This window comes from Arthrobacter sp. NPDC080031 (assembly GCF_040702485.1).
GTDB lineage: Bacteria > Actinomycetota > Actinomycetes > Actinomycetales > Micrococcaceae > Arthrobacter.
Map to the genome: position 1 here is coordinate 17,225 of NZ_JBFBLA010000040.1, position 12,738 is coordinate 29,962.

Consider the following 12,738-nt stretch of genomic DNA (forward strand, 5'->3'; position numbering starts at 1 on the left):
GTTTGGAACCAAGCCAAATTCGGGAACTAAGCGGGCATCACTGCACATCAAGTAGGTCTATCCTAGCATCCGCAGACAGCTGGCCTTTCCACGGGGTGCTTTTGGGCGGCCGTTGCCTCACGGGGGCACCTCGGGCAGGCTTGAGCCATGACGCACCAGCACGACGGCGGAGCCCACCTTCACAGCGACCCCGAACGCGACGCCGACGCGGCGCAGTTTTGGGACGGGGTGTACCTGGAAAAGGCGAAGAGGTGGAGCGGCAATCCCAATCCGCAGCTGGTCGCGGAAGCCAAGGCCCTGGCTCCCGGAACCGCCCTGGATCTCGGCTGCGGGGAGGGCGCGGACGCCATCTGGCTCGCCCAGCACGGCTGGACGGTGACCGCCGTAGATGTCTCCGCCGTCGCGCTTGAACGGGCAGAAGCCCATGCCGCCGACGTCGGGCTACGGGACCGCATCGCATGGCTGCAACGGAACTTCGGCTCCTGGCTCCCCGACAAGGGCTTCGACCTCGTGTCCTCCCAATTCCTTCATTCTCCACTTCTTCCGTGGCGCGATTCGCTCGCTTCGGCCGCGGCCGCAGTGGCTGCCGGGGGTGCCTTGCTGGTGGTGGGGCATCATCCGGATGGCCTGACTCCGTGGAGCGGGCACAAGGACATGAAGGACAAGTTCTTCACTCCCGAAGATTTGGTCGAGGCACTTATGAGCGGCCCGGGCTCCTGGAGGATCAATGTTGCCGATTCCCGGGAACGCGCCGTGACGGGGCCGGAGGGCCAACACGCCACCACCATCGACAGCGTGCTCCGGGCCACCCGAACGTCCTAGGCCCGCACGTCGTCCGCCTCGGGGGCGCGGTGGGCTTCGGCGTCCCCCGCTCCTTCAGTACCCGAAGGTCGCCGGACGGTAACCCGCGGCGCAATGAAAAGTCCGACGACGGCGATGGTCGACGTCAGCGCGAACACCCCCGCGAAGGAAGCCGCCGTCGTCGTCAGCGCACTGAAGACGAGTCCCGTCACGGCGAGCGAGAGGGCGCCGCCGAGGGAATCGGCGATGGACATTGCCGAACTGTTGAAGCCTTGGTCCTCGGGCTTGGAAAGGGCCAGGGTCATGACACTCAAGCGCGGGTACATCAGGCCCATCCCGGCGCCTGCGAACAGCCACCCTGCAATTGCTAGCGCGGCGGGCCACGAAAACAATGTGGTCACGAGGAGAATTGCCACCGAGCCGAGCACCAGCGCCGAGCCAATCCGGACTGCCCGGGAATTGCCAAGCCTGGAGCCCATGCGGCCCTGCACCGCGGATGCCCCTGCCCACGCGAGCGCCGATCCCGTCAGCGCGAGTCCCGCAAAAGCAGGGGTGAAGGAGTATCGCTCGGTGAGGAGGTACGGCACGTAAACCTCGGCACCGAAGAAGGCTGCGGAAGCGGTTCCGCGCATCAAAATGACGCTCGGCAGTCCGCGGTGCGCGCCGAGCGTGCCGCGCGGAACCAACGGCCGTACTGCCAGCATTGCGATGACGAGCGCGACGGCGGCAATCACCCAACCCACGCCGGGCACGTGGCCGGAGAGGTTCAGGCCGAGAACGGAAATGGCTGCGAGCGCTGCCCATCCCATGCGGCCGAAAGCCCAGGGAACGTCGGCGGCTTCGGGCTTTGGAGTGTGTGTGGCGGCCCCCTCGGAGCCTTCCGCCGACCGCACGCCCCGCATGGCCGGGAGGATCATTGCCAGGGCCGGAACCACGAGGCCGACGACGCCAAGGAACACCCAGTGCCAGCTGCTCAGTTGGGCAACCAGGCCGGCCGCGAAGGGACCGATCATCGAGGGAATGACCCAGGCCGCCGAAAACGCGGCAAAGACTTGGGCGTGCAACCTCGCGGGGTAAACCCGGGCGATCACCACGTACAGCGCCACGGTCATCGCGCCGCCGCCAAGGCCTTGGACCAGCCTGCCGGCCACGAGCATCGGCATGGAAACGGCCGTACCGGCGATGAGCAGCCCCGCCGCGAACAGCGCCACGGAGGCGTACAGCGGAGCCGACGGACCACGCCTGTCCGCCCAGTTTCCTGCGGCCACCATCCCGATCACGCCGGTGGCGAGCGGCCCGGCGAACGCCAGTGCGTAGAGCGCGGCACCGTCCAGCTCGCGGCTCACCAGCGGCATGATGGTGGTGACCGCCATGGATTCGAAAGCTGCAAGGAAGACCAACGCGCAGGCACCCGCTGTCGCCAGGAGATAGGGGCGTTGCAGTATGCCGGCTGTTGCGTCGTGGCTTGTCATCATCCCAGCCTAGAAGCCCGGACGAGTTTGGGGCCACCATCAAAATCCATTCAAGTGATTAATGTTCACCTGAAATTAACTGTGAGCGAACAGTGTATTAAATAGCCGACTATCGATTGTGCCCGTAATCATTTCGTGATCAACTGCTTGGCGTGAACTTCACAAGACGCAACTTCCTGTCAGTTGCCGGATCTGCCACGGCCGCGACGCTTGTCACCGGCGCCTCCGTGGGAACCGCGCCTGCCGTGACCGCCCTCCCTCAACCCGGCGCCTCGGGAATCGACCACATCATTGTGGTGATGATGGAAAACCGCTCCTTCGACCATTTCCTTGGCTGGATGCCGGGTGCGGACGGAAGACAATCCGGGCTAACGTTCATTGACCGCTACGGGATCCCGCACACGACTCACCACCTGACGGATTACCAAGGCTGCGGGCATCCCGACCCTGACCATTCCTATGAGGGCGGCCGGATTCAGTACAACAACGGCAAGAACGACGGTTGGCTGCGGGCAGGCGAGAATGATGAATTCGCCGTCGGATACTACGACTCGGGCGATCTCGACTTCTGGCGCCAAGCCGGCCCCGATTGGACTGTCTGCGACCGCTATTTCGCAGCCACCTTGGCCGAAACGTATCCGAACCGCTTCTATCAGCACTCGGCGGCCACGGACAGGCTCCATAACTCGACCGTCACCAGCACCATGCCCACGATCTGGGACCGCTTGGCAGCCGCCGGGGTGCAAGGAAAGTACTACTACGGCGACATCCCCTTCACCGCCTTATGGGGAACGAAGTATCTCGGAATCTCCAAGCCCTATGCGGAATTCCTCAGCGACTGCAGTTCCGGCAAACTCCCCGCGGTGTCCTTCGTGGATCCGCGCTTCACGGACGAGTCCAGCGGAACCTCCGGCGATGACCACCCGCATGCGGACATCCGCTCCGGCGAACTGTTCCTCGCCGAGGTCTATAACGCCGTGACCAAGAGCCCCAACTGGGCGAACACCATGCTGGTGGTGAACTACGACGAATGGGGCGGGTTCTACGACCACGTGCCACCCGAAACAGCACCGGACAGCAATCCAGACACCGCCCGGCGCGGCTTCCGCGTACCGTCGATGGTCATTTCTCCACGCGCCCGCAGGCAATACGTGGCACACGGCACCTATGACCACACCTCGGTCCTGAAGGCCATCGAGTGGCGCTGGGGGCTTCAACCCTTGACGCCGCGGGACAATGCCGCCCGCAACATCGCCGAAGTGCTCGATTTCCAATCAGCGCCCAATCTGGCCGCTCCGACGTACCTCGTGCCGCCTTATGCCGCTGGTCCGGCGTGCTCCCCGGTAGGGCCACCGGCGGAAGAAGAGTGGGCCGGCTTGAAACAGAAAGCTCTCGCGGACGGATGGATCCTGCCATGACCTTCAAAACCTTCGCCATGTCCAAGATGCGGCTCGCTTTCGCTGCGCTGATGGTTGTCCTGCTGGGCGCCTCCTGCATCGTCTTCGGATTGCAGCAGACGGAAGCACAAGCGAGCGAACCCCAAACCGCCCAGAGCACCGGATATCTGCCGGGAGCCAAGCACGTGTTCGTGATCAATCTTGAAAACAGGGGATACGACAGCACGTGGGGACCGGGTTCGGCAGCACCATACCTTTCCACCACGCTGCGCAACCAAGGCGTACTCCTGAACCAGTATTTCGGCACGGCACACAACTCGCAACCGAACTACGTCGCCCAGATTTCCGGCCAGGGCCCCAACCCGCAGATGCAGGCCGATTGCCAGACGTACTCTCCGTTCGCCAAGACCGGGACAGCAGCTCCTGGCCAGGCCGTTGGAGATGGCTGCGTCTTCCCTGCCGACGTGCCCACGGTGGCAGGCCAGTTGACCGCAGCCGGCAAGACCTGGAAGGGCTACATGGAGGACATGGGCACCCCATGCCGCCACCCGGCCCTCGGCGCACCCGATGACACGCAGAAAGCCAAGGTCGGGGACCAGTACGCCGCCCGGCACAATCCCTTCGTTTACTTCGCGGGGATCACGGGTTCCCCGGACTGCGCCAAGAACGACGTGGACCTCGGAGCCTTGAAGACCGATCTTGCTTCGGTCTCCACCACGCCCAACCTGTCCATGATCACGCCGAACCTCTGCCACGACGGACACGACTCCCCTTGCGTGGACGGCCAGCCCGGCGGCCTGACCAGCGCGGATGCATGGCTGAAGCAGTACGTTCCGCTGATCACCTCGTCTCCCGCGTTCCGCCAGGACGGTGTTCTGGTGATCACCTTCGACGAATCCGACAGCCCCCAATCGGACGCCTCGGCGTGCTGCGGCGAAGGCCCAGGACCCAATTCCCCGCTTCCCGGGATCGTCGGACAGGGCGGAGGCCGGGTCGGGGCCTTGGTCATCTCCCCCTTCACCAAGGGCGGCACGTGGTCCACAACGCCCTACAACCACTACAGCTTGCTGGCCAGCATTGAAGACACCTTCGGCCTTCCGTACCTCGGCTACGCAGGCACCCCTGGGCTGAACCGCTTCGGACTCGACGTTTACAACGCCGGCCTCTAGGCCGGGCCCGCGGCGGCGGCCGGCACGACGGCGGCGGTCGGCACAACGGCGCCAGTCGCCGTCGAGTCCGGGTTCAGCATCCAGCCGACCCGCTTGGCCGTGCTCAGCATCACGACGCTTTCGACGAGTTCGATCCCGGGAATGCGTTGCTGGATGGCAAGTTCCATCTCCAGTACCTCGGCCAGCGAGCGCAGCCACATGATGATCACAAAGTTGGTGCTGCCGGTGGTGGAGGCCGTGAACCTGACGTTCCTGACGGCCCGCAGCTCGCCGGCCGCAGCTTCGTGCTGGCCTGCTGGAACATTCGCGAACCACTGGCACGTGATGGGATAGCCGGAGAATTGCTGGGCGATTTCGCAGCGGAAAGACAGCATCCGGCTCGCGAGCACCCGGCCGAGCTGCCGCTGCACCGTGGCAGGGTGTCGTCCCAGGGCGCGCGCGATCTCCGCGGCGGAGGCCCTTCCATCCCGCGCGAGGAAGGGAAAGAGTGCCATGTGGCTCTCCGGGAGCGGGGTGACCTGCGCGTAGGGGGCGGATGGATTGAGCGCTTCCGGACCGGCGAGGGCGCGCAGCGCTTGCTGCTCCGCCCGGCTCAGGACGTTGAGCCGCCACGCGTAGCCGCTCGTGTGGATCCGGGTGCAGAGCGAGGTCCGGTACTTGGTGAGCCCCCGGATTTCCTTGAGCTGGGGCAATAGCCGGCTGCTGAACTCACTCAGGTCCTGGGTGATCACGGTGAGCATGAGGTCACGGTTGCTGGCCGCCTCCTCAACCGTGATGATCTCCGGAATCGCTGCGAGCGCGGCCGTGACCTCGGGCCTGAGGTGCATTTCGCAGTCCACGTCCAACAGGGCGAGGCAGGCGTGCTTGGGGTCGCCCATGAGGTGCGCCGTAGTCCAGGCGGCTCCGGACTCGCGAAGGCGCTCCCATCGGGAGGCCAACGTGGTGGCGTGGACGTCCAGGACCTCCGCGGCGTCGGACCAGCTGATCCGCGGCGAGATCTGGAGGGCGTTGATCAGCCGAAGATCCTCTTCACTGAGTTCCATCAGCGATCCCCTCCTGGGCAGTGCGTGATTCCTGTTAATTCTGCCATGATCCTGAATTTTTTCATGTCTTTTGAAAACTGTGAGGCTAGTCACTCCACAATGGCTATAGATACCTACCAAACGTTCAGGAAACAGGAGAACACATGTCGATCGCCGCAGACGCCAAAGAGATGCAGGGAGAAATCGCCCGGTTCCGTCACGAGCTCCACCAGGAACCGGAGATCGGCCTGGACCTCCCCCGCACCCAGGAAAAGGTGCTCAAGGCGCTGGACGGGCTCCCCTACGAAATCACTCTGGGCGAGAGCACGACGTCGGTCACCGCGGTCTTGCGCGGCGGCGCGCCCGGTGCGCTTGGCGCGGAACCAGCCCGGAAGCCGGCTGTTTTGCTCCGCGCCGACATGGACGGCCTTCCCGTCCAGGAGCGCACCGGCGTCGAGTTCTCCTCGAAGATCGACGGCGCCATGCACGCGTGCGGCCACGACCTCCACACGTCCATGCTCGCCGGGGCCGCAACCCTGCTGGCCGAGCGACGCGATCAGCTGGCGGGCGACGTCGTCCTCATGTTCCAGCCGGGCGAAGAAGGCTTCGACGGCGCGGGCCACATGATCCGCGAAGGAGTCCTGGACGCCGCAGGCCGCCGTGTTGATGCCGCCTACGGCATGCATGTCTTCTCCTCCTTGGAACCGCATGGCCAGTTCTGCACCAAACCGGGCGTCATGATGAGCGCCTCCGACGGCCTCTTCGTCACGGTCCTCGGCGCCGGCGGCCACGGCTCGGCGCCGCATTCGGCCAAGGATCCCGTGACTGCCGCCGCCGAAATGGTGACGGCCCTGCAGGTCATGATCACGCGGCAGTTCAACATGTTCGATCCCGTAGTCCTGACCGTGGGCGTGCTGCAGGCAGGTACCAAGCGCAACGTCATCCCCGAATCCGCGCGTTTCGAAGCCACCATCCGCACGTTCTCGGAAGCCTCCCGCGACCGGATGATGACCGCGATCCCCCAGCTCCTCAAGGGCATCGCTTCGGCCCACGGCGTGGAGGTGGACGTCGACTACCGCGGCGAATACCCCATGACCGTCACCGACGAGGACGAGACCCGCACTGCTGAGAACGTCATCACGGACATGTTCGGCGATTCCCGGCTCTCCCGCTGGGCCACGCCGATCAGCGGCTCGGAAGATTTCTCCAGGGTCCTGGCGGAAGTTCCGGGAACCTTCGTAGGCCTGAGCGCCGTACCGCGGAGCGTGGACCACACCACCTCACCGTTCAACCACTCCCCTTACGCCACCTTCGACGACGGCGTGCTGTCCGACGGCGCGGCTCTCTATGCAGAGCTCGCGGTCTCCCGCATCGCCACCCTCGCCGCCGGCAACTAACCACCACCCCAAACCTTGGAGCACGACATGACCGCCACCGTAGGCTCTTCAGCCACAGTCCAGGTTCACAAGTCCCATCTGCGAACCCTCATCGGCACCGGCATCGGCAACGCCGTCGAATGGTACGACTGGGCAATCTACGCCACGTTCTCGCCTTTCATTGCCAGCGCGCTCTTCAGCAGTGCCGACCCCACCTCCGCGGTCCTCTCCACCCTGGCGATCTTCGCCGTCGGATTCGTGGCCCGACCGTTCGGCGGCTTCGTCTTCGGCTGGATCGGCGACAGGATCGGCCGCAAGACCTCCATGACGTTCGCCGTCGGTCTCGCGGCCCTCGGCAGCCTGCTGATCGGCATCGCCCCGACATTCCAGGCTGTTGGAGCCTTGGCATCCGTCATGCTGCTGGTGGCCCGCCTCATCCAGGGCCTCGCCCACGGTGGCGAGCTGCCGTCGTCGCAAACGTACCTGTCCGAGATGGCACCCAAGGAAAAGCGCGGCTTCTGGGCGACCCTCATCTACACCTCCGGCACCGCCGGCATTCTCGCCGGAACTTTGCTGGGGGCCATCCTGACCGGTGTGCTGAGCAAGGCCGACATGAACGCCTGGGGCTGGCGCATTCCGTTCCTGGTGGGCGGCGCGTTGGGCGCCTACGCCTTGGTCATGCGGGCCAAGATGAAGGAAACCGAGGCGTTCGAAGCCGAAGCTCCGAAAGAAAAGCGTGCACCGATGTGGCCGCAGATCGTCAAGTACCGCAAGCAGGCCCTGCAAGTGATCGGGCTGACCGTCGGCCTCACCGTCGTTTACTACATTTGGGGCGTCGTTGCGCCGAGTTATGCGGCAACCACCCTCAAGATGGACCGCGGCGCAGCCCTGTGGGCCGGCGTCATCGGCAACATTGCGTTCATCGCGGCGCTGCCGTTCTGGGGCAAGCTGTCCGACCGCATCGGCCGCAAGCCCGTACTGATCGTGAGTTCCGCCGGCGCGGCGTTGTTGCACTTCCCCATGACCTGGCTCCTGAAGGATTCCCCGTGGCAGCTGGCCGTTTCGATGTCCGTGATGCTGTTCTTCATTGCCGGCAGCGCCTCGATTGTCCCTGCCGTGTACGCTGAGCTGTTCCCGACCAAGATCCGCACCGTGGGCGTCGGCGTCCCGTATTCCATCTGCGTTGCAGTCTTCGGCGGCACGGCCCCGTACCTGCAGACCTGGCTCGGCAGCACCGGCCAGGCCAATATGTTCAACGTCTACGCCGTGGTCCTGCTGGCTATCGGAATCGCGTTCGCCTTCATGATCCCGGAAACCAAGGGCAAGGACCTGACCCACTAAACACCCCGTGTGGACCCAACTGGCTCGCAGTTAACGTCGTTTAGAGGCCCGAAAACGACAACAACTGCGAGCCAGTTGGGTTAGCCGACATACCGGTTCCGGCCGGCGCGGAAGCCGAAGAAGGCCGCCAGGGATCCCACCACGAGGAACAGGATGCCGGCAGCCGCGAAGCCGCCGGTCGCCTGGTGCAACTGGCCGACCATCAGGGTTCCCGTGGAGCCCAAGCCATAGCCGACGCCCTGCATCATGCCCGAAAGGTGCGCCGCGGTATGCGAATCACGGGTACGCAGCATGATCATGGTCAACGCCACGGCCGTGAGGCTCCCCTGGCCCAGGCCCAACAGCCCGGTCCACACCCAAATCAAACTCGTGGGACCGAAGATGCTCAAGGCGAAGCCGCCGCCGGTCATGAGCGCCACCACGGTGTTGATGACGCGCTGATCCTTGAAACGCGCCGCGAGCCCCGGGGCAACGAACGAACCAAGCATCTGCAGCACAATCGACACGGACACGATGAAGCCGGCCGTCCCGCCGTCGATCCCGCGATCACGCAGAATCGGCGCCAACCAGGCAAACACGCTGAAGGACATCATCGCCTGCAAAACCATGAAGATGGTGACCTGCCAGGCGACGGCGGAACGCCAGACGTTGGCACCGCCGACGGCGGCGTCGTGCCGGACGGGATGCTGGCGGACCGCGAGCGGCAGGAAAAGCACAAGCACGACGGCGGCGGGCAGCGCCCAGAACCACAGCGCCGAGGTCCAGTGCCCGGCGGCCGTGAAGAGGGGATAGGTGAAACCGGCACCAAGGGCGGCGGACGCGCAAATCGCCGTCGTATACAGCCCGCCCATGAGCCCAAGCCGATGCGGGAAGTCGCGCTTGACCACGCCGGGAAGCAGCACGTTGCATAGCGCGATCGCCGCGCCGCACGCCGCGGTACCGGCAAGGAGGGCCGGCAAGTGCCCGGCGCCGGCGAGGTCCACGGGACGGAGCAGCAGCCCAGCCGTTAGCACTGCCATCGCGCCTAGCAATACTCTCTCGGCACCGAAACGGCGCGCAAGGACCGGCGCCAGCGGCGCAAAGACACCCAACAAGGTCACCGGCACAGTGGTGAGGACAACCACTGCCCAGCCCGGCAGCCCGGCGTCGGCGGTGACTTCCGGAAGAACCGCCGAAAAGCTCGAAAACACCGTCCGCAGGTTCAGGCCGATGAGCACCAGGCAAATCCCTAGGAAAACCAGTCCGGAGCGCGTCTTGACCTGGGTGGGCGCGGCGGCGGGAACCTCGTCGACCTCGGCGTCGACGAGGATCTCCGGGACGCCGGAGCGCGGCTTGGTGTTCTCGGGGGAGCTTGAAGCACGGGTCACCAACCCATTCTGGCAGTTTGTCCGCTTACCCAGGCTCCGCCGCGGGCGTTTGGCCCTGCAACGGTATTCTGGAGGAGATGAGTGAAACCCCAGAATCCCCCGAAACACCGCAGTCTTCGCGCCCCGTGACCCCTGGCAGCCAGGCCTCCTTTGGCACGTATGGTGGCCGGCCGGTCAGTTTCGTACGCCGCGGGACCCGCCTTCAGGGCCGCCGCCAGGCAGCGTGGGAAGAGCACTCGGACCGCTGGGCCATCCAGGTTCCGCGGCATGTCGCCAACACCTCCGTACACCCGGACTACGTGTTCGACGCCGAAGCCGAGTTTGGGCGCAAGGCACCGCTGATTGTCGAAATCGGTTCGGGACTCGGCGACGCCGTATGCCATGCAGCGGAGCAGAACCCGGACAAGGACTTCCTCGCCGTGGAGGTCTATACCCCGGGCCTGGCCAACACGATGATCAAGATCAACAGCCGCAGGCTCAGCAACGTACGCGTGGTGGAGGCCAACGCGCCGGAGGTCCTGGCCACCATGCTCCCCGCGGGTTCGGTGAGCGAGCTCTGGGTCTTCTTCCCGGACCCATGGCACAAATCCCGGCACCACAAACGCCGCCTCATCCAGCCCGCCTTCGCCGAACTCGCTGCGCGGTCCCTCAAGAAGGGTGGCCTGTGGCGGATCGCCACCGACTGGTCCAACTACGCCATCCACGTCCGCGAGGTCCTCGCCGGCTCCACCGAGTTTGAGAACGTGCACCGCGGCGAGCGGACCGGCGCTGACAGCCCCCTCACCCAAGTGTGGGAATCCGGAGTCGAATCCATGGTGGGCGGGGCACCTGTCAAGGAAGGCCGCGCCCCGGTCAGCACGGAGCACACCGGCCCCAACGAGGGAGTGGACCACGTGGGCGGGTGGGCTCCGCGCTTCGACGGCCGCATCCGCACCAGCTTCGAAAACAAGGCCCACGAGGCCGGACGCATGATCTTCGACCTCAGCTATCGCAGGATCTAGCGGCAGATATTTGGTGGGGCAACGAAGGCGTCCACCTTGTTTAGCTCGTTGAACTTACTACTTGGTCCCGCACCTCAAGGTGGCGCCTTCCCAGGCGCTGGCTGATCCCACTGCCCCGGTCGGGAACGTCCCAGTACTACGGACGAACATCCTGAATGTCGATTCACGAAGGTCCGCGCAAACGACCTCAGGAGATGTCTGGATCAAGGATGCTTGTCCCTGGTTAAAGCTATTGAACGGACCTGCGACTCGCTGAAGCCCCCACCAAACCGTCTTATACAGATTCGTTGTCTGGGACATGCTGATCATGAAGACATTGCACGTCGTCTTTGGGTGACCCCCGACAGTTCCATACGGATAGATGCTTCCTGATGTCCGTTTATAAACGTTTCCGGTGTCAATGGTGCAACGCTGGCCGCTAACACCGGCGATCGCCGACAGGCTGGCCGGAGCAGCGACTTCCTTCGAGATTCGGTTCTTGGGGGTCTCTTCCGTGAATGTTCCCAAGCTCTGCTGGGCTGTAGCTACCTCGGCCCAAGTCAGGTCGCCAGGTTTCGGCGCCGCGACCTTTGGATCATATGCCGGAGCATCGGCGGGGGCGTCTGGCACCTTCGGCGACTGTTCAATGGCAGTTGACGGCCCTGCCGCGAACAACGAGGCCAGTAACAGGGCTGACGTGGCAAGTACTGATATTTTCTTCATGGCTCCCTTTGCCAATTGTTTTCTGTGCTTAAAACGTTCCGACTAGACAACCGGGCGTTATAAAAAGGTCAAGGCGCTCAAGTTTTCAGGTACCCTGTCAGCATGGCTGCGGTGTGGATCGTCCAACACGATGAAGAGGAACCATTTAATGCCGTGCTTGGCGTCTTCGCATCTCAAGACGAGGCGGAAGAGTTCGCCGAGGAAATCAAGCATGAGTACGCCAGAGGTGTCATCTACTCCCGTTATGAGATCGGATACCGCTTCAACAGAGGACCTGGGCACGTGAGTTTCGGCCCCGGCGACCAGTGACTGGCGGCAACTGCGCCGTACATTCTTAAGCTTCTTGACTTTCGATTCACCCTGTCTTCCGACGAGCGTTATCGGGAGGGGCGACCGGTAAGGCAAATGCTTCAGAATCAAATTAGGCAGAAAAGGCAAATTAAGCAAGATTTTTTGTTAAACAGGTCGGAGGACTTTATCGTGGAGTTCTAGAATCTGGTACTCACAATTTTTATCTTTTGATGTTCCCCAATACTCAATCCCCAATCCAAACACCACTCAATTTGTTGTCTTCGAGCACTCAATTTTGCATATCGACCACTCAGGCAAGAGCAAAACCCTTGACACTGCGTGGTGGGAACCTCGGCTGGAACGGGGGCGCCCTTTGCGCGCCGCACAGGCACCGGATATCATGTGAGACGTGTCACCGAAAGGCGGCATGTGCTTATGATCTGCGGCGGGAGAGCCCTGCCGGTACGTTTCAGCAGGCGCCGTAGGAGCAAATCCTCCCCAGGAATCTCTCAGGCCCATGTACCGCCGCGGCAAGGCAACTCTGGAAAGCAGCCCGGGCAACCGGACTCACCGACGGTGCAAGCGTCCAGCCACGAGGCGGAGACGCGGAAACTCTCAGGTCCAATACAGAGCGGGGAGGAACCGAATCAACGTGGTGCGTCCGCGCCACCTGAATTATGGAGTTCCTCATGACCCTGGCACCCGAAGGCCGTAAGCTGCTGCGCGTTGAACAGCGCAACAAAGCCGTCCCGGTCGAACGCAAGCCCGAGTGGATCAAGGCCAAGGTCCAGATGGGCCC

10 protein-coding genes, 1 pseudogene and 1 riboswitch are annotated in these 12,738 nt (G+C 63.8%); of the genes and pseudogenes, 8 read left to right on the forward strand and 3 right to left on the reverse strand.

The features are described from left to right. The first annotated feature begins 147 nt into the window (after positions 1–147). Complete coding sequence (locus AB0323_RS22715) at positions 148–822, forward strand: class I SAM-dependent methyltransferase (protein ID WP_366179347.1); 675 nt, start codon at positions 148–150, stop codon at positions 820–822. On the opposite strand, the gene AB0323_RS22720 is transcribed toward AB0323_RS22715, so the two are convergent. After that, entirely contained in the window at positions 819–2,273 is a 1,455-nt protein-coding gene (locus tag AB0323_RS22720) for an MFS transporter (protein WP_366179348.1), read from the reverse strand. The genes AB0323_RS22715 and AB0323_RS22720 overlap by 4 nt on opposite strands. Before the next feature lie 152 nt (positions 2,274–2,425). Between AB0323_RS22720 and AB0323_RS22725 the strand changes: the two genes are divergently transcribed. Continuing rightward, the gene (locus tag AB0323_RS22725; RefSeq protein WP_366179349.1) at positions 2,426–3,691 is read left to right on the forward strand and encodes an alkaline phosphatase family protein; all 1,266 of its coding nucleotides are present in this window, start codon (positions 2,426–2,428) and stop codon (positions 3,689–3,691) included. Beyond that, on the forward strand, positions 3,688–4,839 hold the full coding sequence (locus tag AB0323_RS22730) for an alkaline phosphatase family protein (RefSeq protein WP_366179350.1): 1,152 nt from the start codon (positions 3,688–3,690) through the stop codon (positions 4,837–4,839). Before AB0323_RS22725 ends, AB0323_RS22730 begins: the two co-directional genes overlap by 4 nt. Here AB0323_RS22730 and AB0323_RS22735 read toward each other — a convergent pair. Further along, entirely contained in the window at positions 4,836–5,882 is a 1,047-nt protein-coding gene (locus tag AB0323_RS22735) for an Lrp/AsnC family transcriptional regulator (protein ID WP_366179351.1), read from the reverse strand. The two genes, AB0323_RS22730 and AB0323_RS22735, sit on opposite strands and share 4 nt — an antisense overlap. 143 nt (positions 5,883–6,025) lie before the next feature. On the opposite strand from AB0323_RS22735, the gene AB0323_RS22740 reads away from it, so the two are divergent. Together AB0323_RS22740 and AB0323_RS22745 are read left to right on the forward strand one after the other, a co-directional pair. Next, positions 6,026–7,258, forward strand: a complete 1,233-nt coding sequence (locus AB0323_RS22740) for a M20 family metallopeptidase (RefSeq protein ID WP_366179352.1) — start codon at positions 6,026–6,028, stop codon at positions 7,256–7,258. A gap of 27 nt (positions 7,259–7,285) precedes the next feature. Further along, on the forward strand, positions 7,286–8,578 hold the full coding sequence (locus tag AB0323_RS22745; protein ID WP_366179353.1) for an MFS transporter: 1,293 nt from the start codon (positions 7,286–7,288) through the stop codon (positions 8,576–8,578). Positions 8,579–8,658: 80 nt separating this feature from the next. On the opposite strand, the gene AB0323_RS22750 is transcribed toward AB0323_RS22745, so the two are convergent. Further along, positions 8,659–9,945, reverse strand: a complete 1,287-nt coding sequence (locus AB0323_RS22750; RefSeq protein WP_366179354.1) for an MFS transporter — start codon at positions 9,943–9,945, stop codon at positions 8,659–8,661. A 77-nt stretch (positions 9,946–10,022) separates the two neighbouring features. Here AB0323_RS22750 and trmB point away from each other — a divergent pair, with 77 nt between their 5' ends. The 3 genes and pseudogenes from trmB to AB0323_RS22765 form a co-directional block, all read left to right on the forward strand. Then, entirely contained in the window at positions 10,023–10,946 is a 924-nt protein-coding gene (trmB, locus tag AB0323_RS22755) for a tRNA (guanosine(46)-N7)-methyltransferase TrmB (RefSeq protein WP_366179355.1), read from the forward strand. An 804-nt stretch (positions 10,947–11,750) separates the two neighbouring features. Beyond that, positions 11,751–11,957 carry a hypothetical protein gene (locus tag AB0323_RS22760; protein ID WP_366179356.1) on the forward strand — a complete coding sequence of 69 codons (207 nt, stop codon included), beginning with the start codon at positions 11,751–11,753 and terminating at the stop codon, positions 11,955–11,957. Between the two features lie 418 nt (positions 11,958–12,375). Beyond that, a riboswitch (glycine riboswitch) is annotated at positions 12,376–12,474 on the forward strand. A 154-nt stretch (positions 12,475–12,628) separates the two neighbouring features. Next, positions 12,629–12,738, forward strand: a pseudogene (locus AB0323_RS22765) (lipoyl synthase); the annotation flags it as partial.

What these genes read in the sequence shown, in the direction of transcription:
- AB0323_RS22715 (WP_366179347.1), top strand. Translation starts at nt 148, where the DNA reads ATGACGCACCAGCACGACGGCGGAGCCCACCTTCACAGCGACCCCGAA.
- AB0323_RS22730 (WP_366179350.1), top strand. Translation starts at nt 3,688, where the DNA reads ATGACCTTCAAAACCTTCGCCATGTCCAAGATGCGGCTCGCTTTCGCT.
- AB0323_RS22740 (WP_366179352.1), top strand. Translation starts at nt 6,026, where the DNA reads ATGTCGATCGCCGCAGACGCCAAAGAGATGCAGGGAGAAATCGCCCGG.
- trmB (WP_366179355.1), top strand. Translation starts at nt 10,023, where the DNA reads ATGAGTGAAACCCCAGAATCCCCCGAAACACCGCAGTCTTCGCGCCCC.
- AB0323_RS22720 (WP_366179348.1), bottom strand. Translation starts at nt 2,273, where the DNA reads ATGACAAGCCACGACGCAACAGCCGGCATACTGCAACGCCCCTATCTC.
- AB0323_RS22745 (WP_366179353.1), top strand. Translation starts at nt 7,286, where the DNA reads ATGACCGCCACCGTAGGCTCTTCAGCCACAGTCCAGGTTCACAAGTCC.
- AB0323_RS22760 (WP_366179356.1), top strand. Translation starts at nt 11,751, where the DNA reads ATGGCTGCGGTGTGGATCGTCCAACACGATGAAGAGGAACCATTTAAT.
- AB0323_RS22735 (WP_366179351.1), bottom strand. Translation starts at nt 5,882, where the DNA reads ATGGAACTCAGTGAAGAGGATCTTCGGCTGATCAACGCCCTCCAGATC.